Annotated in this window: 19 protein-coding genes and 1 rRNA gene; 8 read left to right on the top strand and 12 right to left on the bottom strand. The window is 49.7% G+C overall.

Going from position 1 to position 24,240, the window contains the following annotated elements:
* The 12 genes from GJ688_RS16845 to dnaA form a co-directional block, all read right to left on the bottom strand.
* Positions 1–170, bottom strand: a 16S ribosomal RNA gene (locus GJ688_RS16845); the annotation flags it as partial.
* A gap of 294 nt (positions 171–464) precedes the next feature.
* A complete protein-coding gene (locus tag GJ688_RS16840) occupies positions 465–1,631 on the bottom strand; it encodes an ABC transporter permease (protein ID WP_170292101.1) in 1,167 nt (388 codons plus the stop codon).
* Positions 1,622–2,260, bottom strand: coding sequence for an ATP-binding cassette domain-containing protein (locus GJ688_RS16835; RefSeq protein ID WP_155477691.1), 639 nt, complete (start codon positions 2,258–2,260; stop codon positions 1,622–1,624). The genes GJ688_RS16840 and GJ688_RS16835 overlap by 10 nt, the downstream gene beginning before the upstream one ends.
* 14 nt (positions 2,261–2,274) lie before the next feature.
* The gene (locus tag GJ688_RS16830; protein ID WP_155477690.1) at positions 2,275–3,420 is read right to left on the bottom strand and encodes an HlyD family secretion protein; all 1,146 of its coding nucleotides are present in this window, start codon (positions 3,418–3,420) and stop codon (positions 2,275–2,277) included.
* Positions 3,421–3,529: 109 nt separating this feature from the next.
* The gene (locus GJ688_RS16825) at positions 3,530–4,117 is read right to left on the bottom strand and encodes a TetR/AcrR family transcriptional regulator (protein ID WP_155477689.1); all 588 of its coding nucleotides are present in this window, start codon (positions 4,115–4,117) and stop codon (positions 3,530–3,532) included.
* Positions 4,118–4,156: 39 nt separating this feature from the next.
* Positions 4,157–6,601 carry a DNA gyrase subunit A gene (gyrA, locus tag GJ688_RS16820; protein WP_155477688.1) on the bottom strand — a complete coding sequence of 815 codons (2,445 nt, stop codon included), beginning with the start codon at positions 6,599–6,601 and terminating at the stop codon, positions 4,157–4,159.
* A 436-nt stretch (positions 6,602–7,037) separates the two neighbouring features.
* On the bottom strand, positions 7,038–10,364 hold the full coding sequence (icmF, locus tag GJ688_RS16815) for a fused isobutyryl-CoA mutase/GTPase IcmF (RefSeq protein WP_155477687.1): 3,327 nt from the start codon (positions 10,362–10,364) through the stop codon (positions 7,038–7,040).
* A 331-nt stretch (positions 10,365–10,695) separates the two neighbouring features.
* Entirely contained in the window at positions 10,696–12,621 is a 1,926-nt protein-coding gene (gene gyrB, locus GJ688_RS16810) for a DNA topoisomerase (ATP-hydrolyzing) subunit B (RefSeq protein WP_328597393.1), read from the bottom strand.
* Positions 12,622–12,734: 113 nt separating this feature from the next.
* Positions 12,735–13,013, bottom strand: a complete 279-nt coding sequence (gene remB, locus GJ688_RS16805; protein ID WP_155477686.1) for an extracellular matrix regulator RemB — start codon at positions 13,011–13,013, stop codon at positions 12,735–12,737.
* A gap of 11 nt (positions 13,014–13,024) precedes the next feature.
* Complete coding sequence (recF, locus tag GJ688_RS16800; protein WP_155477685.1) at positions 13,025–14,143, bottom strand: DNA replication/repair protein RecF; 1,119 nt, start codon at positions 14,141–14,143, stop codon at positions 13,025–13,027.
* A gap of 291 nt (positions 14,144–14,434) precedes the next feature.
* On the bottom strand, positions 14,435–15,550 hold the full coding sequence (dnaN, locus tag GJ688_RS16795) for a DNA polymerase III subunit beta (RefSeq protein ID WP_155477684.1): 1,116 nt from the start codon (positions 15,548–15,550) through the stop codon (positions 14,435–14,437).
* A gap of 159 nt (positions 15,551–15,709) precedes the next feature.
* Positions 15,710–17,044 (bottom strand): chromosomal replication initiator protein DnaA, encoded by a 1,335-nt coding sequence (gene dnaA / locus GJ688_RS16790; RefSeq protein ID WP_170292100.1) that lies wholly within the window; start codon positions 17,042–17,044, stop codon positions 15,710–15,712.
* 504 nt (positions 17,045–17,548) lie between these two features.
* Here dnaA and rpmH point away from each other — a divergent pair.
* From rpmH to rsmG, 8 genes are all read left to right on the top strand, one after another.
* A complete protein-coding gene (rpmH, locus tag GJ688_RS16785) occupies positions 17,549–17,683 on the top strand; it encodes a 50S ribosomal protein L34 (protein WP_012282181.1) in 135 nt (44 codons plus the stop codon).
* Positions 17,684–17,730: 47 nt separating this feature from the next.
* Positions 17,731–18,102 carry a ribonuclease P protein component gene (gene rnpA / locus GJ688_RS16780; RefSeq protein ID WP_155477682.1) on the top strand — a complete coding sequence of 124 codons (372 nt, stop codon included), beginning with the start codon at positions 17,731–17,733 and terminating at the stop codon, positions 18,100–18,102.
* A 1-nt stretch (position 18,103) separates the two neighbouring features.
* Positions 18,104–18,316, top strand: a complete 213-nt coding sequence (yidD, locus tag GJ688_RS16775) for a membrane protein insertion efficiency factor YidD (RefSeq protein ID WP_155477681.1) — start codon at positions 18,104–18,106, stop codon at positions 18,314–18,316.
* A gap of 35 nt (positions 18,317–18,351) precedes the next feature.
* The gene (locus GJ688_RS16770) at positions 18,352–19,035 is read left to right on the top strand and encodes a YidC/Oxa1 family membrane protein insertase (RefSeq protein ID WP_155477680.1); all 684 of its coding nucleotides are present in this window, start codon (positions 18,352–18,354) and stop codon (positions 19,033–19,035) included.
* The gene (gene jag / locus GJ688_RS16765) at positions 19,035–19,829 is read left to right on the top strand and encodes an RNA-binding cell elongation regulator Jag/EloR (protein ID WP_155477679.1); all 795 of its coding nucleotides are present in this window, start codon (positions 19,035–19,037) and stop codon (positions 19,827–19,829) included. The genes GJ688_RS16770 and jag overlap by 1 nt, the downstream gene beginning before the upstream one ends.
* An 80-nt stretch (positions 19,830–19,909) precedes the next feature.
* A complete protein-coding gene (gene mnmE, locus GJ688_RS16760) occupies positions 19,910–21,322 on the top strand; it encodes a tRNA uridine-5-carboxymethylaminomethyl(34) synthesis GTPase MnmE (protein WP_155477678.1) in 1,413 nt (470 codons plus the stop codon).
* A gap of 26 nt (positions 21,323–21,348) precedes the next feature.
* Entirely contained in the window at positions 21,349–23,259 is a 1,911-nt protein-coding gene (mnmG, locus tag GJ688_RS16755; RefSeq protein WP_328597392.1) for a tRNA uridine-5-carboxymethylaminomethyl(34) synthesis enzyme MnmG, read from the top strand.
* Positions 23,256–24,035, top strand: a complete 780-nt coding sequence (gene rsmG, locus GJ688_RS16750; protein ID WP_155477677.1) for a 16S rRNA (guanine(527)-N(7))-methyltransferase RsmG — start codon at positions 23,256–23,258, stop codon at positions 24,033–24,035. Before mnmG ends, rsmG begins: the two co-directional genes overlap by 4 nt.
* Positions 24,036–24,240: the final 205 nt, after the last annotated feature.

The following is a 24,240-nucleotide window of genomic DNA, read 5'->3' as shown; positions in this document are numbered from 1 at the left end:
ATTAGCAGCCCTTTCGGGCTGTTATCCCCCACTCTCAGGCAGGTTATCCACGCGTTACTCACCCGTCCGCCACTAAGAGCCTCCATCGAAACTTCAGCTCTCCGTTCGACTTGCATGTGTTAGGCATGCCGCCAGCGTTCGTCCTGAGCCAGGATCAAACTCTCCACAAATAATGTAGATAAGCTTGAGTCAAGCTCTCATTAATGAAATCATTGTCCGTCCCGCTTGCGCGGGCCGAATTGACTTTGGTTTCGCACGCTTTTGCTTTAACAACTGTTTGATTTTCAAGGACCAAAGTTTCACGCCGTAACAACCGGCGACAGTGATAAAGTATAGCACCACTGAATCGCTTTGGCAAGAGCTTTTTTCTACCAGTTTCACTGGCAGTGTTTCTCTTTGGCGCGAAACTTATACTAGCACTAGTTTCTCAAAAGATCAATAGTTTTTTTGATTTTTCCTCTGGATCAATTCAATTTTAGCAATTTCCCCTTCTCCCGTTGCGTCTTCCATACTTCAATACTCAGCATAATGCCGATGAGACCGATGCCATAGAGCGCTGCCATCTCTTTAGGTACTGCCGTTAAAGAAGCACCTTTCATGCCTACGATTCTGAAGGCACTTAAAAATTGAGTTAGGGGCAGACAATTGGATAGGCCGACAATCAAGGCCGGCATTTTGCTTAGTGGCCAAGTAAAGCCGGAGATAAGAAAAGACGGTGCAGCAATCAGCAGCAAGATTTGGTTCGCCCGAAGCTCATCAGGAACCAAGACCGATATGAGGGAAGCCATGCCGACCAACGCCAACACAAATCCAAGAGCAACACAAAAAAGGTCAAATCCGTTTCCCCGTACTCCGATTCCCGCAGTAACGTTGGCCAATAGGATCAGTAAAAATATATTCAGCAGGCTGATCGTGAAATAGGGGATAATTTTTCCCAAGACGACCTGGTTCGCAGAAATTCGTGATGCGACCAAAATCATGTTCGTTCCCTTATCTTTTTCCCGGCAAAAGGAACCGGCCATGGTCGTCAACAACACTTGCTGCAGTACCGTCGCTACGAGGCCAAAGAGCAGAAAGATGCGATAGTTATAAGTGGGGTTATAGCCAATCCGAATCGTCGAGTTGATCGGTTGTAGGATAGACATGGCCTTCGCTGGTACGATGCCGTTTGCTTCCATCAATCGCAGACTTACCCCCGCCGATAACGTCTGAAGCACCTGGGTAGCTCCCTTGGTAGCGCCGTTAGAGATCAGCATATTCGTTCCGTCAACGAGCGTCATCACCGTCGTCGGCCGCCCATCTTTCACATCGCGGTTGAAATGTTCCGGTATGATGACGGCCACGTCTGTTTTTCCTTCTTGAAGCCGCTTTTCTACTTCTTCATAGGAATCGACCAACCCTTGGTAGGAGAACAGTTCCGATTGGCCAAATTCATTGATGAGTTCACGACTCAAGGTACTATGATCTTGGTCCACAATGACTAGAGTCATGTCTGTTACCCGCTGACCCGTATACATATAGGAGAAGAGGACGAATGTCACCAGTGGTGCTAGGAAAAGCAAAAAGATGGTCCGTTTGTCCCGTAGGATATGGATGAATTCCTTGGTGGCCATCAGCAAAATCAGCTGCATGGTGACACCTCCTTCAACCGCTTTCCTAGATCGATCTGCGTGGTGCACCGGCATATTTCTTCCTTGTTGTGGCTGAGAAAAATAATTCCCTTTAGGAAAGCACCCTCTGCAGCATGTTCTCCTTCGATAACCTTCCAGAATCGTTCCTTGTCTTTTGAAGCCATTTCCCGGGTCGCTTCATCAAGCAATATCAGTTCAGATTCGGTCACTAGAGACGCCGCCAGTTGCAAAAACATCTTTTCCGTAAAGCTCAATAGGCCCGCTCGTTGTTTTCGGTATTCGCTAAGATAGCAAGCTTCTATCGACCGATCGATCCGTTCTGCCCGCAATGCCTCCGGTACGGTATAGAGCTCAGCGACAAGCTGAATGTTTTCTTCCACCGTTAAATCGGGATAAAGAAAAAAACGTTCCGGTACAAGACCGATGGGCTGAACTAAACTCAGTACTTCACCGGATAATGGCAGCATCAATCCGGCAGCCACCTGAAAAAACATCCAACGGGCATCGCCATCCGGTAAGTATATTCCCGTTAAGCTTCCTGCTTTGATCTCTAACGAGATATCCCTTAGTACAGGTATGTTTGGGTGACCGATAGTGACCTTTTTGAATTCTAGAACGGTTTTATTCATAGTTGCTGCCCTCCTTACTGCGGAGGGGGGTTGTCAAGATAGATTCGCGCGGACATGCCGTTTTTCATCAGACCTTCGGTGTTGGCAAATTCGATCTTGATGCCGAAAGTTTTGCGGTCAAAGTCTCCTGAATCCTGACTCGCTTTTTTCGTCGCAAAATCGGCACTGGCACTGATCCAAGTGAGCTTGCCGATCAGGTTTTGTTCGATTCCTTCGATGCGGACGGAAACGTCCTGTCCGATCGTTAACTTAGCCACCTGGTTTTCCGGAACATTGGCTTTTACCCAAACCGTATCGGTATCGACAATCGTCGCAATCGGCAATCCAGCCGAGATCATTTCCCCGGGCTGTACCATTTTTGCCGTTACATATCCCTTTTGGGGTGCCTTGATGACGGTATTGTCTACCATGGCTTGGGCAGCCTCCACGACAGCTTTTGCTTGGTCGATGGCAGCTTCTTTTAGTGGCACTTGTGATTTATTGGCGATAGCCAGTTGGACGGTGGCTGCCGCTTGGTCAACTTGGGCTTTGGCGCCGTCTATCTGTTCCGGTCGTGTGCCCTCCTCGGTCAAAGACAGTTTTTCTTGAGCCATTTTCAATGTCGCCTGGGCGGCGTCCATGGCCGATTTGGCGTCATCACGAGTCTTTGCCGGTGCGGCACCACTGTCAAACAGGGCTTGAGACCGATTGTAATTCAGCTTTGCGTTGTCATAGGCCACTTGCGCTTGGGTTACGGCAGCCCGTAACTGTTCAATCTCCTGGGGACGAGCGCCATTTTGCAGAGCTTCCAAATTGGCTCGAGCCGCATTGAGAACCGCCTGCGCTTGCGAGATCGACCCTTCTACCGTATCGGCCGTCAATGTACGACCCACTTCTGCCTGGGCGAAGGTCGCTTTCGCTTGGTTCAGTTGTTCCACCAGTTCGCGGCTTTCCAGCCGGGCGATCACCTGACCTGCTTCGACAAAGTCGCCTTCTTTGACGAGGACTTCCTGTACTCGTCCAGCGATTTTTGAACCGACCGTCACTTCCGTACCTTCCACGTACCCTGTGATCGGTTCTTTGCCGTTACCGGATCGAGACATCCAGGGAAAAGCGATGAACCCAATCGCCGTCAGCAAAATCACACCGATGGCAATGGCGGCCGTCCGCTTTTTGTCCATGTGATTGCACCCCTTTTATGTACTGACCGGTCAGTTTATTTCCTCATTTTGATTATAGTTCTAGCAATTTTTTTCGTCAACCAACAAAAAAAGCAGGGAACGTGTTCGATTAACACGTTCCCTGCTTTTCTTCGGGAAGAGACGCACCATACAGATATTGTTGAAATAGAAATTCGGTCAGTTCTTTCCGGTCGATCGGTCTCCCCTGGAGGATGACCCGTAGGGAGACGATGGAGACCATGCCAAAGAGGGAGACGGCAGCCCATTCGGCCGGCATTTCTCGCAGTTGCTTATGGGCAATGCCAGCGTTGATGATTTCCTGGAGCTGATTAAAGTATTTCTGCATGATTTCCCGGAACTGAATCTGCCGGTCTGATGTAGACCAGACACCCTTTAATAAGAGTTGGCAGAATTCCCGGTTCTGATCGAAAAATACGATCTGGGCTTCAATAGCTCGGCGCAGTTGTTCCACAGGATCGGCACTTTGGTTTCTCGCCTGCTCCACGTGCTCAGTCAGTTGACCGACACCTTCCTCCATGAGAAACCGGATGAGGTCTTCCTTACCGCCGAAATGATAGTAAAGAGTACCTTTGGCCACACCGGATCGTTCGGCCACTTCATCCATCGTCGCTCGGTCAAAACCCTTTTCGGCAAAAACATCGACGGCGCCCTGAAAAATCTGTTTGGCTTTACGCACGTCCCTAGCCCCTTTTTGCGATAACTCGGCTGCCTTTTCTTATTCGTCATCTTCCTCGCGCATAGCCACGCGGGCCACGGCGACGACTTTATCGTTGGGGTTGATTTTCATGATGCTGACACCTTGGGTAACCCGGCTAAAGCGGCTGATCTCGTCCACGTTGAGTCGAATGATCACACCTTCCGCCGAGATGACCATGAGTTCGTCGCCAGGACGGACCACTTTGATGCCAGCCATGAGACCTGTTTTTTGGGTCAAGCGCATGGAGATTATTCCTTTGCCGCCCCGGTGCTGGCTGCGATATTCTTCGACGGCGGTCCGTTTACCCATGCCGCTTTCGGTGATCATGAGCAGATCGATCTTATCGTCGTCTTTGAAGGTTTCCATGGCGACGACAAAGTCGTCTTTGGACAATTCGATCCCTTTGACGCCACGGGTCGTCCGGCCCATCTCCCGCACATCCCCTTCGGGAAAGCGAACAGCCATACCGTTACGAGTCGCTAAGAGGATGTCGCTCTCGCCGTCCGTGAGTTTTACGCCGATCAGTTCGTCACCGTCGTCCAGCGTCAGTGCGATGAGTCCCTCTTTCCGGGACGAATCGTACTGCTGCAATACGGTCTTTTTGACGATCCCGTTCCGGGTCGCCGTTAACAGGTACTGATCTTTGCTAAACTCTTTGACCGGAATGACGGCATTCACTTTATCATCGCCGGTGATATTCAGGAGGTTGACGATGGCCGTCCCTTTAGCGGTCCGGGACGCCTCCGGAATTTCGTGGGTTTTCAAGCGATACACTTTCCCCTTGTCGGTGAAGAACAAGAGATAGTGATGTGTCGTCGTGATAAATAAGAGTTCTACAAAATCGTCTTCTTTGGTCCCCATGGCGGTGACCCCTTTGCCACCCCGGCGCTGGGCCTTGTATGTATTGACATGCAGGCGCTTGATATAGCCGTTATGGGTGATGGTGACGACCGCGTCTTCTTCAGCGATGAGATCTTCGATATCGAAGTCGCCGGCACCCGCGGTAATTTCGGTGCGGCGGGCATCGGCGAATTTCGCCTTAATTTCGCCGATCTCTTTTTTGATAATGTCCAGAACCATTTTTTCAGAATTCAGTACGGCACGGAAGTAAGCGATGCTGTTCAGGAGCGACTGATACTCTTCTTCAATCTTTTCCCGCTCCAATCCGACGAGGCGTTTTAGGCGCATATCCAAGATAGCCTGAGCTTGTTTTTCGCTAAATCCAAACTCGCCCATCATCTGGGAGCGAGCCACATCTTCCGTTTCAGAGGTACGGATGATCTCGATGATGCGGTCGATGTTATCAATAGCGATGCGCAAACCTTCGAGGATATGGGCACGAGCTTCGGCTTTTTCCAAGTCATAACGGGTTCGCCGGACGATGACATCTTTCTGGTGTTCCAGGTAATAGTAGATGATGTCCCGCAGATTCAACACCTTAGGCACGTTATCCACTAAGGCCAGCATGTTCACACCAAAAGTATCCTGCATCTGCGTGTGCTTGTACAACTGGTTAAGCACGACTTGTGGGTTTACATCACGCCGCAGTTCAATGACGATCTGCATACCTTTGCGGTCTGATTCGTCCCGCAGGTCCGTAATGCCGTCGACCCGTTTGTCCCGCACCAGCTCGGCGATGCGCTCCAACAGTTTCGCCTTGTTTACCTGATAGGGGATCTCATGGACCAAGATGCGCATCTTGCCGCCGTTCATTTTCTCAATGCGGGCCTTGGCGCGCATGATCACAGAACCGCGGCCGGTCAGGTAGGCTTGACGGATCCCTTCCCGTCCCATGATCAGCCCGCCTGTGGGAAAATCCGGTCCTTTGATCGATTTCATCAGGTCTTCTGTCGTCACATTCGGATTGTCGATCATCATGAAGACGGCATCGACGACTTCCGAGAGGTTATGGGGCGGGATGTTCGTCGCCATCCCGACGGCGATCCCCGATGATCCATTGAGGAGCAGGTTGGGGACTCTTGACGGGAGAACGATAGGCTCTTCCCGTTTTTCGTCGTAGTTAGGTTTAAAATCGACAGTGTTTTTCTCGATGTCGGCCAAGAGGTAGCTGGTGATCTTGGACATGCGCAGCTCTGTGTAGCGCATGGCCGCTGCAGGGTCGCCATCGATGGAACCGAAGTTGCCGTGACCATCGACCAGGAGATAGCGGGTGGAAAAATCTTGGGCCATGCGTACGGTGGCGTCATAAATCGCCGAATCGCCGTGAGGGTGATAACGACCCATGACGTCACCGACAAGACCGGCAGATTTGCTATAGGGCTTGTCCGGTGTCCGTCCCGTTTCGTGGAGCGTGTAGATGATGCGCCGGTGAACCGGTTTGAGTCCATCCCGCACGTCCGGGAGCGCCCGGGATACGATAACGCTCATCGAGTAATCGAGGAAGGACTTCTTCATTTCGTCTTCGAGTTTTATCGGAACAACTTTACCAATAATATCGGCCATGGGTTTATTCACCTCAAAGTATTTCCACTAGACCCACCTTACCATTAAGGTGCTCATCTTTACTATTATAACCAATCTTTGATCATAGTTAAAGTTATGCGCTTGGATGAAGTCCTGCCAAACCCATTAATTTTCCCTCTAAAAGGGTAAATACCCGCCGCTTTGAATAAGTTCGCTCGCTGCGGAAAAACAGTTTCGGGAATATTCGCCCCATAGAACATCAAGATCGCCAATGGCACGAATATGAAATTTGCACCTACCTAACAGCTAGTTCAAGGTATGGCGACAGTGATCCCATGAATCTGTTTGTAGAATTACATAGAAAAAGGGGCATAAAAGGACCGTCTCGGCATCTAACTCCTAAGACGGTCCTTTGTTTTCGTTATAAAAGTTTATTTGGACTCAAAAATTCAGCCTATAAGGGTTTGAGTTCCATCTACATGTTCCTGCGATACTTGCCGCCCACTTCGTAAAGAGCAGCCGTAATCTGACCGAGGCTGGCCACTTTGACGGTTTCCATCAGTTCGCTGAAGATGTTGCCACCGTGCCGAGCGACCTGTTTCAGTTTTTCCAGTGCCGCTGGTGCAACGCCCCGGTGTTTTTCATGAAACTGGTGCAATTGTTCAATCTGCTGCTGCTTTTCTTCTTCCGTCGCCCGGCTCAGTTCGATTTCATATTCCTCTTCGCTGGCGTTGGGATTGAGAAAAGTGTTGACGCCGATGATGGGCAGCTCGCCGGAATGTTTTTTCATCTCATAGAGCATCGATTCTTCCTGAATCTTATTGCGTTGATACTGCGTTTCCATGGCGCCTAAAACCCCGCCCCGCTCGCTGAGACGGAGAAACTCTGCCAGCACCGCTTCTTCGACCAAGTCGGTCAACTCTTCGATGATGAAAGCACCTTGTAGCGGATTTTCATTTTTTGCCAAACCGAATTCCCGGTTGATGATGAGTTGGATCGCCATCGCCCGGCGAACGGAGTTCTCTGTGGGCGTAGTGATCGCTTCGTCATAGGCGTTGGTGTGTAACGAGTTGCAGTTGTCATAAATGGCCATCAAGGCTTGTAAGGTCGTGCGAATGTCATTGAAGTCCATCTCCTGGGCATGGAGGGACCGTCCCGACGTTTGAATGTGATACTTCAGCTTCTGGCTGCGTTCGTTGCCATGATATTTGTTTTTCATGACGACAGACCAGATGCGGCGAGCCACTCTGCCCATGACCGTATATTCAGGGTCAAGACCATTGCTGAAGAAGAAGGATAAGTTGGGAGCAAAGTCATCGATGTGCATGCCCCGGCTGAGGTACGATTCAACATAGGTGAAGCCGTTCGCTAAGGTAAAGGCTAGCTGAGTGATGGGATTGGCACCGGCTTCGGCGATGTGGTAGCCAGAGATACTGACCGAGTAATAGTTACGGACACGGTGTTGGATGAAATACTCTTGAATATCGCCCATCATCTTCAAGGCGAATTCGGTCGAGAAGATACAGGTGTTCTGTCCTTGATCTTCTTTCAGAATGTCTGCCTGTACGGTCCCGCGAACTTTTTGAAGCGCCTCTTCCTGCATGCGAAGTCGCTCTTCCTCGCTCGGTTGTTTTCCTTGGGCCTCGATAAATACGTCGATATGCTGCTCAATGGCTGTATTCAGATACATAGCCAACAAGATGGGAGCCGGACCGTTGATGGTCATCGAGACAGAAGTACTCGGTGCTAGAAGATCAAATCCGGCATAGAGCTTGTTCATATCTTCGATGGTGCAGACGTTGACACCGCTGTTGCCGATTTTTCCGTAAATATCGGGGCGGATGTGCGGATCTTCCCCGTAGAGGGTGACACTGTCAAAGGCAGTGCTCAGCCGTTTAGCTGCATCATCTTTGCAAAGGTAATGGAAGCGTCGGTTCGTGCGCTCCGGCGAACCCTCACCGGCAAACTGCCGTTTGGGATCTTCCCCTTCCCGCTTGAAGGGAAAGACACCGGATGTATAAGGGAATTCACCAGGGACGTTTTCCCTTAAAGCCCAGCGCAGGATTTCTCCCCAGTCTTCGTAATTCGGCAAGGCCACTTTAGGGATGCGACTACCCGACAGGGTCGTCGTATACAGTTGGGTAACGATCTCCTTATCCCTGACTTTGTTCACGAGCCGGTCTTTTCGGTACGTTTCTTTCAGGCAAGACCAATTGTCGATGATTCTTTTGCAGTATGGGTGCAGTTTTTCTTCGTAACAGGTGATCTGTCCATCGATCTCTAAGACAGCCGCCGCAGTCGAACTATCCGAGGTAATGGTGCTATTTACATCGTCCTCTCTATGGCATAAACCTGCTTGGTCTTTATTTCCCTGCAGTAAGGCCTCTTTTGCTCCTTGCAGTTGATAAAGCTTGCGGGCGACAGCCGTTTGTTCTCGGACAAAGGCTTTATACTCGTGAACGGTGCTGACGATCTCAGCGAGATAATTGACCCGATCTACCGGGATTAGGCCGCATTTTTTGGGAACGGTCTCTTCATCGATCGCGAGTTTTTCCCTGTCCACCGACCAAGGCAGGCCCACCTTTTTGGCAACGATGTCCATCAAATGCGCAAAGAAAAGATTCGTTCCGGGATCGTTAAACTGGCTGGCTATGGTGCCGAAAACAGGGACCTGATCGTCTGACCTATCAAAGGCGTTGTGGCTTCTTCGCCATTGTTTTCGCACGGCCCGCAAGGCATCTTCAGCACCACGACGGTCAAACTTGTTGATGACGATGGCATCGGCATAGTCGATCATATCAATCTTCTCTAATTGCGTAGCGGCGCCGAATTCACTCGTCATCACGTAGAGAGCGATATCGCTCACTTCGATGATCTCGTGGTCTCCTTGACCAATCCCCGATGTTTCGACGATGATCATGTCGTATCCAGCCGCTCGAACCACCGTGATGGCATCTTCAATCGCCCGGCTGATTTCACTGCGGGATTTGCGTGTCGCCAGGGATCGCATGAAGACTCTTGGGTGATGAATGCTGTTTAGCCGGATGCGATCACCGAGCAAGGCCCCGCCCGTTTTTAACTTTGTCGGGTCGACCGAGAGGATGGCCAGTCGTTTTTCTGGATACTGTTCGAGATATCTCCGGACGATTTCATCGGTGATAGAGCTTTTGCCGGCTCCTCCTGTGCCGGTGATGCCGATGGTAGGCGCTTTGCGGCAGTTCTCTCGCAACTTTGCAAAGAGAGAGGTAACTTGACTGTCCTGATCGTCAATATTCTGCTCTGCCCAGGTGATCCAGCGGGCTATTGTTAAATTGTCTGTATTCTCAGATATCTCTTTTGCCGCTAAGTTGTTTCCTTCGGCGATGGTGGAGAAATCGGATCGCTCGATACAGTAGTTGATCATCCCTTGAAGTCCCATGCGCCGCCCATCTTCCGGCGAAAAGAGTTTACAGACACCGTATGCTTCGAGCTCACGTATCTCCCAGGGAACGATGACACCGCCGCCGCCGCCAAACACGCGAATATGTCTGGCACCGCGTTCTTTCAAGAGGTCGATCATGTACTTGAAGAATTCCAAATGGCCCCCTTGGTAAGAGGTGACAGCGATCGCTTGCGCATCTTCTTGAATGGCTGCGTTAACGATTTCTTCGACGGAGCGGTTGTGACCGAGATGGATTACCTCGACACCGCTCGATTGCAGGAGGCGGCGCATGATGTTGATCGTCGCATCATGGCCGTCAAAGAGGCTGGTAGCGGTCACAAAACGAACGTGATAGTGGGGACGGTATACCGATTGGTCCATACTATTGTTCACTCCTGTTCTGATTTTAGGAATCACAAACAGATCACATCGGCCGCTACGTCCGCCAACGCATGAAGCAAAAATGCCCTGGCGCCGAACGGGACAGGTCAAGTACTTTCATTCCTGAATGGTACCTTGTCATAGGTTGAAGACTCTTATCGGCTGAGTGCATATACTTTTCTAGTTTTTGGTATAAAATCCTTCCTTACTTGATTAAATATTTAGAATATTTTATGAATTATGTACCCTTATTATTTCAGCTTTGCCTTCACAAACAAAAAGACCCTCTCGTCTCTGTAAAGACAAAGAGGGCCTTTGTAAAGGTCATTGATTAAATATCCAGGTTCCGGACATCCTTGGCGTGGCTTTGGATGAATTCGCGCCGCGGTTCTACCCGGTCGCCCATGAGGGTAGTGAAGATACTTTCCGCTTCCGCAGCATCTTCCATGGATACCTGCAAGATCGTTCGATGTTCCGGATCCATCGTCGTATCCCATAACTGCTCTGGATTCATCTCTCCGAGACCTTTGTAGCGCTGAATGGTGACACCGTCTCGACCGTTTTTATCGAGATATTGGTTTAGTTCATTGTCGTGGTAGTAATAGCGCACATCTCGGCCTTTTTTCACTTGGTACAAGGGGGGCTGTGCGATATAGACATAGCCGTTTTCGATGAGCGGCTTCATATGGCGGAAGAAGAACGTCAACAGCAAGGTGCGGATGTGACTGCCGTCGACGTCAGCATCGGTCATCAGGCAAACACGGTGGTACCGGGCTTTCGACAAGTCAAAATCCTCACCGATACCCGTACCTAAAGCCGTAATGAGAGCCCGGATCTCTTCGTTGGACAAGATTTTATCCAAGCGGGATTTTTCCACGTTGAGGATTTTTCCACGCAGCGGCAAGATGGCTTGAAACCGCCGGTCACGGCCTTGTTTAGCGCTGCCGCCGGCGGAATCTCCTTCGACGATGTAGAGCTCGCACATGGAGGGATCTTTGAAGGAGCAGTCAGCCAGCTTTCCAGGCAGAGAGGTACTCTCCAAAGCGCTCTTGCGACGGGTCAGTTCCCGGGCTTTGCGAGCCGCTTCTCGTGCCCGCATGGCGCTAAGGGCCTTCTCGATGACCTTTTTCCCGACAGAGGGGTTCTCCTCGAGGTAAGTGCTCAATCCTTCAGTGACACAGGAATCGGTGATCCCGCGCACTTCCGAGTTGCCCAGCTTCGTTTTCGTCTGTCCCTCAAACTGGGGCTCACGGACTTTGACGGAGATGACGGCGGTGATCCCTTCACGAATATCTTCACCGCTCAGATTGCTGTCATTTTCTTTGATCTGGTTGATGCGGCGTCCATAGTCATTGATCACCCGGGTAAGGGCTGTCTTAAAGCCCGACTCATGGGTGCCGCCTTCCTGGGTATTGATGTTGTTGGCGTAGGAAAAGAGGGTTTCCGAATAGCCGTCGTTGTATTGCAGGGCCATTTCCACATGGACGCCCTCTTTTTCGTTTTGAAAGTAAATCACATGGGGATGAATTAAGTCTTTGTTGCGATTTAAAAATTTGACAAAATCGATGATGCCGCCTTCGTGGGCAAAGATACTTTCTTGCCCAGTCCGCAAGTCTTTTAGGGTGATCTTGACACCCCGGTTCAAAAAGGACAGTTCCCTCAACCGGTGGGAGAGCGTTTCATAGCTGTATTCCAATTCTTCGAAAATCAGGCCATCCGGTTTAAAATAGATCGTCGTACCGGTACTTTCCGCATTCCCAACGACCTTCAGATCGGTCATGGTGACGCCCCGTTCATAGTACTGCTCATGAACTTTGCCGTTACGGCGGACCGTCACTTTCAGCTTTTCCGAAAGGGCATTCACGACGGATAAACCGACACCGTGTAAGCCCCCGGAGACTTTATATCCTTCGCCGCCGAATTTACCGCCTGCGTGCAGTACGGTCAAAGCCACTTCGACAGCTGGTTTTCCCATCTTGGGGTGAATATCTACAGGAATCCCCCGGCCGTTATCGCTGACTTCGATGCTGTTATCTTCGTGAATAATGACTTCGATCGTGTCACAATAGCCGGCCAGCGCTTCATCAATCGAGTTGTCTACAATCTCATAGACCAAGTGATGCAGGCCTCGGGCGCTGGTCGATCCGATGTACATCCCCGGCCGGCGACGAACCGCCTCTAAGCCTTCAAGTACTTGAATCTGACTGGCATCGTATGTCGATTCTCCGTTCACGGTCCAGGTCTCTTGATCAGCCACCCGAAAACCCTCCCATCAGGCAATACAAAAATACCGGACTGAACCCCTTCCGGTCTTCCAAAAGCATATTATAGCATACTTTACCGATTTACACAAATTTCTCAGTATCCTGGCTATTTCTGTGCTTCTTCCCAGGCTTTCAACATCGTTTTGATGTTATTACCTCGTTTCATCAGGGTCATCGAGGAGATGGGTGAGAGGTAGATAAAATCGGTGGTGACGACAAAAGATTTCTCTTTTCCCTCTTCCGCAATCCGCTTGACAAAGCCTTCGTCCCGTACCGTCGATAAAAACTCTTTCGTCGTCGCCGCCTGCGTCGACGATTCCAGGTCGATGATCGCGATAACATCCTCTTTCGGGACGATGATTTCCCCGCCGAGATGTAAAAACATAGGTGGACCTCCTAACTATCCCTTTGAGAAACCTGTCCCGCTTGAACTTGATAGATGCCGGCTTTGGCCAGCAGTTCTGCCGGAAACGCCTGCAAGTGGGTTGTCGTGATAAAGACCTGGATTTGTCGACGGTCCAAGTCAGCGAGCAACTGCTCCCGACGGGTCGGATCGAGTTCACTCATGACGTCATCGAGCAACACGAGGGGATATTCCCCGCGGCTTTGCTGAATAAAGGCGATCTCAGCCAGCTTGAGCGATAAGGCGATCGATCGCTGCTGCCCTTGGGAGGCGTATAAACGAGCTTCACGCCCCTGCAAATAAAGCTGCAAGTCATCTCGATGCGGGCCAGTCAACGTAGCATGACGGGCGATCTCTTCAGCCCGGCGCTCGATCAACTTTTCCCGGTAAACTTGCGGCCATTTCCCGCGATCGGCCGGCAGCGAAAAGGAGGAACGATAGGTAAGCTCTAGTTCTTCCTTCTCCCGGCTCAAGCCCCGGTAAATCTGGCGGGCATGAGGTGCGATCCGTGCCACTCCTTCAAGGCGACGAGCGAGAACTTCCACGGCGAGCGGGGTGATCTGCTCATCCCACAGTTCCAGTTCGGCCGGTTTTGCTTTTCCCTCGCGAATTCCCCGCAAGATCGCATTGCGCTGCGTCAAGAGACGGCTATAGCGGGAGAGCACATCCCCATAAGCCGGGGATGCCTGGGCGAGTTCCCGATCGAGAAAACGTCTTCGCTGAGCCGGCGATCCCTTGACCAGGGATAGATCTTCTGGGGAAAAGACGACCGTGTTGATCGCATCAGATAGTTCGGCCATCCGGCGAAGCTTGCGGCCGTTGATACGGGCCAGCTTTTTTCGTTCGCCGCCGTAGGCGAGTTCCAACGTCACCGGGTGAGCCGAAGAGAGGCCTGTCGCCTTAATGCGATAAAACTCCTCCTGCCACTGCACCATATCGGGATCGCGAGCATCCCGGTGAGAGCCGCTGCCGCTCAAGAGGGCGATGGCCTCCAACAAGTTTGTCTTCCCTTGACCGTTTGGGCCGACGAAGATATTTAACCCCGGTTGGAAGGTCCTATTCAGTTCTTGGTAATTACGAAAATGAACCAACTCAATTTGTTGGATCTCCATGTGCCACGCCCATTTTATCAATTCTGAATTGAATATATCGACTATAGTCCAATTTTACTACAGTGATGTAATTTTTTCCAACAAGCCTGTATATACTCCAATAGGAGTCAGCCGGAAGAAAAAATTTCCTCCGGCTGGCCTAATGGGATATCCAAAACGTTTTTTCTATGCGGATCGATCTTTCTTTTAGGATCATTGTTCCGGAATATCGGTATGACCAAAAGTTATTCACAACGGCCTATCCCGTTCCAGGGAGCGAATTAGTTCGTAAAGATATCCACAGTGGATAACTTATACGGTCCGCACAGGCACGATGAGATAGAGGTACCGCTCTTCCCCGACAGGGCGCAGTACACCGGGAGCTAAGGTGGCTGTTAAATCCATATAGACATCGTCGGTTGTGATCACCTTCAACGCATCCTGGAGGTAACGGTAGTTAAAGGCGATGGGAATCGGATCGCCGTTCACATCGACAAAGACTTCTTCGTAGATATGGCCCACTTCCGGCGAGTTAGCCCGGATCGTCAAGGTGTTTTTATCGCTGGAGAGCTTGATGATGTTAGATCCTTCTTTGCCGATAGCTGCGAGAGAAGCCCGGTCTACCGAATCGGCTAAGGCTTTGACGGAAACAGTCATCCGGGTTTTGTAATCTCGAGGGATAACCTGTTGATATTTCGGGTATTGACCTTCGATGATGCGCAGGATGACACGCATGCGATCCGTTTCCAAGAGCGCTTGGGACCGAGTGATGGTGATCTGTAAAGAGGCTTCATCATCGCTTAGCAACCGTGCTACATCGGACAAGGTTTTGGCATGCAGGATCACCTGCCGGTTCTGCTGGATCACCGACTCGGTAGCTTGGCCGGACAAAAGCGCCAACCGGTGCGTATCGGTAGCCACCCAGCGAACCTCTTCCGGCGAGATGTCCCAAAGGACCCCTGTAAACCAAGGCCGTGATTCATCGGTCGATGCGGCAAAACAGACGAGCCGTGTCATCTCTTTGAATTGTCCTTGGGTCAAGATCAGGTGGTCACCATCTAAAATCGCCGGAAGTAAGGGGAACTCCTGTGGATTCATGGTGTTTAATGTCAATTCGGATCCATGGTAGCGCACCTTTAAGGCCGGTGTTTCTCCGGAAATATAGAATGTGATCGGGCCTTCCGGCAAACGGCGAGCCATTTCGTTAAAAATCCGAGCGTTGACGACCGTCGATCCTGTTTGCACGGTCTTGACAGGAATGGTGTACTCAATCCCCAGTTCCATATCTGTAGCAACTAAACGCAAGACATCGTCGAGGGCTTCCATGTATATTCCGCTGAGGATAGGAATAGTGGCGCGGGACGAAACTGCACGGGAAACGGCGTTCACCGCTTCGAGCAGTTCACCGCGGGAACAGGAAAACTCCATGCCGTGGAACCTCCTTGGTTTGGGCCTTTTCTCCCTCTTTAAAAACCGTAGTCATCGTAGGGAGCCGGGATATGTGGAAAACTCCGCCAAAATCTTGCCAGATTTCAATTGGAGCTGTGGATAACTCTGGGGATAAGTGGACTATTCAGGGGATAACTTTTAAGTTCTTTGGATTTTTTCTTTTAAAAGTTGAATAGTCATTTCTAACTGGGGATCTTTTTGAATATCTTTCGTGATCTTTTCGTGGGCGTGAATGACCGTCGTATGGTCCCGGCCGCCAAATTCTTCGCCGATTTTTGGCAAAGATACATCAAGCATCTCCCGGGACAGGTACATGGCGATTTGGCGGGGGAAGGCCACGTCGCGGGTACGCTTTTTCGCTTTAAAATCATCGACCTTCATCGAAAAGTGTTCCGCCACCACCTCTTGAATCAAGGCGATGGTGATCACTTTAATCCGATGGTTCGGGATGATGTTGCGCAACGCTTCTTCCGCTGTGTCTGCATTGAGCGGTTTTCCGCTCAACGATGCAAAAGCCATCACCCGGTTGAGGGCGCCTTCTAACTCCCGAATGTTCGATTGAATCGTATTGGCAATGAAGACCATGACTTCGTTAGGTACATTTAAGTTTTCCAGGATAGCTTTTTTACGTAAAATCGCGATTCTTGTCTCTAAATCAGGCGGATTGATGTCCGTAATCAAGCCCCACTCGAATCGGCTGCGCAGCCGGTCTTCCAGAGTGGGGATTTCTTTTGGTGGGCGATCAGAGGAGATGATGATCTGTTTACTTGATTCGTGAAGTGCGTTAAAAGTGTGAAAAAATTCCTCTTGAGTGCGTTCTTTTCCAGCCAAAAACTGAATATCGTCGATTAGGAGGACATCGATGTTCCGATAGCGGTTCCGAAATTCAACGGTCTTATCATCCCGGATGGAATTAATCAGCTCATTGGTAAACTTTTCGGAAGAAACATAGACGACGCGAGTGCTCGGTCGCTGATCGATGACGAAGTGACCGATGGCCTGCATTAAATGAGTTTTCCCCAAACCGACGCCGCCATAAATGAACAGGGGGTTATACGCTTTGGCTGGCGATTCGGCGACGGCTAAAGAAGCGGCATGGGCAAAACGGTTTGAGTTACCGACGACAAAGGTGTCGAAGGTGTACTTTGGGTTTAGGACCGGCGGGTCAACATCCTCGACCGGTGCCGCTCGCCGGGGCGAATCGGCGGGGCGGCGTGGTTCCTGGTTCGGTGAGAAAAAACGCACGTCCACCGTATCTCCCAATACCAGGGACAAGGCATTCTTAACCAATGTGGCGTAGCGGTTTTCTAACCAATCTCGGGCCAAGTCATTGGGAACGCCCACATGCGCTTCCCCGCCTTGAAGCGCGATCAACTGCGTGTTTTTCAGCCAGGTATCAAAACTGGCCGGCTTCAGTTCTTGTCGTAAAATTTCCAACGTTTGTTGCCATAGTCCGGCAAGCTGTGATTGCACCACAGGTACCCCCAGTTCGGACGTTATTCACAGGGATTGATCGATTATCCCCATTCTGACCGTTTTTCTATCTAGCGTTATATATATTAGGATAAAAAGGTTTCAATTTCGGATTATCCACATTGTGCGGCCATGTGGACGAAAAAAATGGGGGATGAAAAAGGTAAGGAGATAAAATAAATCGTATTTCTGTCGAAACTGTGAATATGGGACGGAAAAACGCACATTTTATCCACACGCTGTGGAGTAAATTCGGGAAAACCGCATGGTTCGTCGAGTTATCCACCTGTGGATAATATTCATTCACAATTGTACCGTGCGTGAGAGTTATCCACAAGGGGATAACTTTGAAAAAATTCCCCTCTCTTGGGACGATGGCTCAATCTTGACTTTTCTATCGATGCTCCACTATAATGTAAATTGTTTGTCTCGAGCCGCCAGGGCATGTGTTGTCTATTGCGGATAGATTTGTCGAGAATGGTAAAAGCTAAGGAGGTGTAAAAATTGAAACGCACCTATCAACCGAAAAATCGTAAACACAAGCGCGTTCACGGTTTCCTGAGCCGTATGAGCACGCCGAACGGCCGAAACGTTTTGAAACGGCGCCGTGCAAAAGGAAGGAAAAAACTTAGTGCATAAGGCCGCTTCGGGGGCCTTCTTTTGTTTTCCGGGGGGGATGACGAGTAATGCTGGCCCGGCGCTATCGCTTGCGTCGAAACAAAGATTTTCAATCCGTCTATCAGCGGGGTAAATCCTACGGTGGAAAGTTTGTCGTCTTGTATCGACTCCAGCATCGATCCCCCTCGCCTTCTTTATCTAAAATGAAACTGTCTCGTCGATTTGGGTTTTCCGTGTCGAGTAAGGTAGGTAAAGCGACTGTACGCAACAAGATTAAACGTATCTTTCGAGAGATCTGTCGTCGACACAGAACCGAGTTGATGGACGGTAGTGATATAATTTTAATCGCCCGGTCAAAAATAAAAGGAATTCCCTTCCGTTTAGTCGAAGAAGATGTCATCAAATTATTCAAACGGGCCAAGCTCTGGACGGGGGGATAAGATGCGGATAGTTGATCTGTTTATCGCTCCGATCCGGTTTTATCAACGTTATATTTCTCCACTAAGCGGACCTTCTTGTCGGTTTGTTCCCACATGCTCGGAATACGCTATTCAGGCGCTGCAAAAATACGGCGTCATAGTAGGTTTGGGGAAAGCAATTTGGCGTTTGCTCCGTTGTCACCCCTTTCACCCCGGGGGATATGATCCCGTATGACCGTCTCCGATCGAGCGGTACATAAGTAAGGAGGAATGCGCGTCTTGTGGGACCAGTTGGTTAAGTCATTTACCGATATGATCGAGTTCTTTTACTCCATTACGGTTACCGCCGGAGTACCGAGTTACGGACTGGCTATCGTATTGATCACCATCGTGATTAAAATGCTGCTTTATCCGTTGAGCGCAAAGCAGATGAAATCGATGAAAGCCATGTCTGAATTGGCGCCGAAACAAAAAGCAATTCAAGAAAAATATAAAAAAGATCCTCAAAAAGCCCAAGAAGCCATGATGGCTTTGTACAAAGAACACGGTGTAAACCCCTTAAGCGGTTGTTTACCCTTAATCATTCAGTTTCCAATCCTGATCGCTTTTTACAACGGTTTAAGGAATTTTCAATTTCAAAACGAAGCCCATGCTCAGTTTTTATGGGTACCGAATCTCTCGCTTGTAGATCCCTATATTCTCCCCTTACTAGCAGCTGCAACAACCTTCTTACAAATGAAAGTGTCTAGTCCTGCCACTTCGACCGGTAATGCCCAAGCCGAGCAAACGCAAAAGATCATGCTGTATGTCATGCCGGTCATGATTGGCTGGATGGCTCATAATTTTCCCGCCGGCTTGTCCCTTTATTGGGTGGTATTCAACACGGTCGGTATCCTTCAGCAACTGTACATCAACCGGAGCCTGAACGTGCGGAAGGGAGAAGGAACCGCTTAATGACCGAACCGATCACTTTGGAAAAGACTGCAAAAACTGTAGAAGAAGCAGTTCGTGCTGGATTGGCTGAATTACAGCTCGAAGAAAAGGACGTAGAAGTTCTCGTCCTGGAAGAGCCGTCGAAAGGTTTTCTGGGGTTGATAGGGACAAGACCGGCACGGGTGCGTTTAACCGTTAAGCCCGATCCAGTCCGAGATGCCGTCCGTTTTTTGAAGGATGTATTCCGTACCATGGGCGTCGAGGCGGAAATTGTACCCGAATGGCGCGATACGAATTTGTTTATTGGGTTCAAAGGCGATGACCTAGGCATTCTGATCGGCCGCCGCGGTGATACCTTGGACGCACTACAGTATCTTGTCAACTTAGCTGTCAACCGGCAAGGGCCGGAACGGATCCGTATTGTTCTCGACGTAGAAAATTATCGTCAACGCCGGGAAGAGACACTGGTGCGGCTGGCTAAACGACTTTCTGAAAAAGTGATCCGGACAGGTTCCCGGGTAGTCTTAGAACCGATGAGCCCGCAGGAACGACGGATCATTCATACAGCCTTACAGGGAAATCCGAAAGTCGTCACTTATTCCGAAGGTGAGGAACCATTTCGTAAAGTGGTGATCGGGCCCAAGTATGAGTCTAAACGTCCCCGGACGGAGGCAACGGCACCGAATCGGTTTGATCCTCGCCGGTCTTCTCGTCCTTACCGGACTGATCATAAGGATAATTATACGACGGGGACACGGGTCAACTCTTACGGAAAACGGACCCCCCTCAATGGGAACGATGAAGAAATCCTTTAGTATGTGTATCTACAATTGAGGAAATAATAAAAAAGCGCCTAGGCGCTTTTTTTTCCTATCTGTTTGGAAGAGGGATGTTCATGGTTGGCGATACCATAGCTGCAGTAGCTACTGCGATCGGTGAAGGCGGAATCGGGATCGTCCGTGTAAGCGGTCCCGACGCTAAAGAAGTGATCCAAAAAGTCTTCCTTCCTCGCTACGGCAGCAGCGTCGACAGTTGGACTTCTCATACGCTTCATTTAGGTCACGTCGTTCATCCGGATGATGGACATGTGATTGATGAAGTGTTATGTGCATGGATGGCTGGACCTCATTCGTTCACGACGGAAGATGTGGTGGAGTTTCACTGTCATGGCGGTTCAGTTCCCGTTCGAGAGACATTGAATGCGGTGCTCCGTGCCGGTGTCCGTTTAGCCGAACCGGGTGAGTTTGCCCGTCGTGCTTTTTTAGGAGGTCGCCTTGATCTGGCACAAGCAGAGGCGATCATTGGCATTATTCGAAGTAAAACCCGAGATGGGCTGGGCGCAGCCGTTTCTCAGCTTGAGGGTCAACTTTCCCGTCGCATCAGCAAGGTTCGCAATGAGATCCTCGCGGTGTTGGCGCACTTAGAAGCGCTCATTGATTTTCCTGAAGAAGATCTTCCCGATATAACACCAGAACGTCTTTCTAAGGACGTTCAAGCCATATTTATGGAAATTCAACGTCTTTTAAATCGGTCTCAAACTGGTCGTGTGTTGCAAGAAGGTTGGCGTACAGTTATTGCCGGTCGACCAAATGTGGGTAAGTCTAGTTTGCTCAATGCCTTGCTCGATGAGCAGCGAGCGATCGTCACCGATATTCCCGGAACAACACGCGATGCGATTGAAGAGTTCATCGAAATCGGCGGTATTCCTCTTCGATTGGTCGATACAGCCGGTATCCGAGAGACGGAAGATCTTGTCGAGAAAATCGGTGTGGAAAAGACTCGCGAATATATGGAAAAAGCTGATCTGGTACTATATGTGCTGGACGGATCGGATGAGCTATCCAATGATGATGAAGAACTTTTGCGCTCTCTGCAGGAACGGCCTTCTGTCGTTTTAGTCAATAAAAGCGATCTAGCTATTCGTCGTCTCGATGAACAGCAGCTTCGAGCGGTTATCGGAGATAAGTTGATTATTTACATGTCTGCGAAAGAGGGATGGGGCTTAGAGGAATTGGCGGTGCAAATCCGCCGTCTTGTCTATAAGGACGAAGCCGGAAATTCACTTTCTATCATGGATCCGACTGAGAGCCGTCTTGATTTGATTACACAGGCTCGACATCGGGAAGCGTTAGAACGTGCTCAAAGTCATATTCGCAGTGTACAATCAGGATTAGAGATGGCCTTAAGTCCTGATTTTTTGACGATCGATCTGAAAGCGGCCTGGGAAGCCCTGGGGGAAATCATCGGAGAGACTGTGGGTGAAGATATATTGGACAAGATTTTCTCTTCCTTCTGCATTGGTAAATAAGAGTTTTGGAAAACGAGGGTGTAGCGATGTTGGAGTATCTAGCCGGTCAGTATGATGTGATTGTTATCGGAGCAGGTCATGCCGGCTGTGAAGCCGCTTTGGCGGCGGCTCGGATGGGATGCAAAACCTTGATTTTGACGATCAGTTGGGACAATGTAGCCTTAATGCCTTGTAACCCAGCTATCGGAGGCCCGGCCAAAGGTCACTTGGTCCGGGAGATAGACGCTTTAGGCGGTCAAATGGGTGTAACGATTGACGCAACGGCGATCCAAATCCGAATGCTAAACACTGGGAAAGGGCCTGCTGTCCATGCTCTGCGGGCACAAGCGGATAAAAAGAAATATCAGCAGTACATGATTCAAGTGCTTGAGCATCAGGAAAATTTAGATGTACGCCAAGCCATGGTCGAAACGATACGGGTGGAAGATGGCCAAGTCCAAGGTGTGCTCACACAGACAGGGGCTTTTTTCGCTGCGCCGAATGTTGTCATTACTTCAGGTACATATCTGAAAGGCCGGATCATCATCGGCGATCTCCATTATCCAGGTGGCCCGAACGGGTATTTTCCATCGACAGAACTGGCGGCTTCTTTGCGAGAGGTCGGTGTACAACTGGGACGGTTTAAAACAGGCACGCCGGCAAGGGTCGACGGGCGCACCGTCGATTTTACGAAGATGGTGGAACAACCGGGTGATTCGGACCCGTTAAATTTTTCTTTTATATCCTCTCGATTCGAGCGGAAGCAAATCTCCTGCTGGCTTACGTACACGACGGAAGAAACTCATCAAATCATTCGGGATAATCTGCATCGCTCACCGCTTTATGCAGGAGTCATCGAAGGGACTGGACCCCGTTATTGTCCATCCATCGAAGATAAGGTCGTCCGCTTTGCTGATAAAAAAAGTCATCAGGTTTTTGTGGAACCGGAAGGTGCCGATACGCATGAGATGTATGTGCAAGGGATGTCGACGAGTCTCCCCGAAGATATACAACTCGCTATGCTTCGCTCCATCATCGGAATGGAAAATGTGAAGATTATTCGTCCCGGTTATGCGATTGAGTACGATTATGTGGTCCCTACCCAACTGAAACTCTCTCTGGAACACCAGACGATTCAAGGATTATTTACTGCCGGTCAAGTCAACGGCACATCTGGGTACGAAGAAGCAGCGGCCCAAGGGATCATAGCTGGAATCAATGCAGCTTGCCGGGCACAAGGAAAAGAACCTTTAATTCTAAAACGTTCCGATGCTTATATCGGTGTATTGATCGACGATTTGGTAACAAAGGGAACGAATGAACCCTACCGGATGCTTACTTCACGGGCGGAATACCGGTTGTTACTTCGTCAGGATAATGCCGATCAGCGTTTAACTGAAATCGGCTGTTCGATTGGGTTGGTCGATGATGTTCGTTATGAGCGTTTTCAACGTAAAATGGAACGGGTGGAGCAAGAAAAAGAATTATGGTCGAAAACATTTGTGACACCCGGTAATATACGGCTGCAAGAAATCTTAGAGCAAAAACGAAGTGCTCCTTTGACCAAAGGTTTATCTCTCTTTGATCTGCTTCGCCGACCTGAATTGTCTTTTGACGATCTTCATTCGTTGTTGGAATATGACGAGGCTCGGGAAACGGTTGATCCGGAGGTAGCCGAGCAAGTAGAAATTTCGGCGAAGTTTGAGGGGTATCTGGTCAAACAACAAGCGCAGGTGGAACGATTCAATAAGCTGGAAAGTCGCCGCGTGCCGCCCGATTTGGATTATGCACTGATCGGAGGACTGTCGACCGAAGCGAGGCAGAAACTCATCGCTCGTCGTCCCGAATCACTCGGACAAGCGTCGCGCATCTCCGGGGTGAATCCCGCCGATATTTCCTTGCTGTTGGTTTATTTGGAACAACGGCGACGTCGGGATAACGGAGGAAACGGTGAATGACCGAATCGATTAGCGCTGGTAAAATGACCGACTGGAACGGAGAGCAAATAGCTCTCTTTCAAGAACAGTTACGTAATGGAATGGCCCTTTGGGATCTTCCATTTACACCGTCATTAGAGCAGATCTATACGGCTTATGCCATAAAACTCGTTCAAACGAATGCGCATATGAACCTAACAGCCATCACCGATCCGGCTGGTGTAGCGGAGAAGCATTTTGTAGATTCCTTAAGTCCTTTTCTGTTACGACTACCTCAACTGAATGGTTCGTTACGAATAGCCGATGTAGGAACAGGTGCTGGTTTTCCTGGATTGCCTTTAGCTATCGCAAGACCTCAGTGGAATTGCGTCCTGATGGATTCTTTGCAGAAACGATGCCGTTTTTTATCGGATATCGTAGCGGAACAGGGCTTAAAAAATGTAGAAGTCCTTCATGGTCGTGCTGAGGATATAGGACAACAACCACAGCGAAGAGAAAAATTTAATTTAGTCTTCAGTCGAGCAGTAGCCCGACTCCCCCTATTATTAGAGTTGTGTTTACCGTTGGTTGAGGTAGGTGGCTTTTTCATCGCCTTGAAAGGTTCCGACGGTCCTGCCGAAGTGGAGGAGTCTCGAAAAGCATTATCTATTTTGGGTGGGGTTATCGATCACGTTAAAGAATTGAGATTACCGAGTTCTCAAGATGGGCGAACGCTTATCGTCGTGCGAAAAACAAAAGGCACACCGAAAACATATCCGCGCAAAGCAGGAACACCGAGTCGGAACCCCCTCATTTAGGGGGTTCCGAAATTTTTTACCCCCCTAAATGTTCCATGTGGAACACGAATAGATATTCCCCTTTTATTTCCCTTTTTAAGGGACTAAAAAAATTATACTAAGGTGATTCTCTTTAGAAGGGGGGTAAATTCATTCTTGCCCCCTTTATGCATTTCTCAAAGGTGGTCACTTTTTTTAGCTTTCCATCACTGTGAAATCTGTCGGA

Origin of the sequence: Heliobacterium mobile, from assembly GCF_009720735.1 — a bacterium.
Taxonomy (GTDB): Bacteria; Bacillota; Desulfitobacteriia; order Heliobacteriales; family Heliobacteriaceae; genus Heliobacterium; species Heliobacterium mobile.
This window is presented reverse-complemented; position numbering and strand designations above follow the sequence as displayed.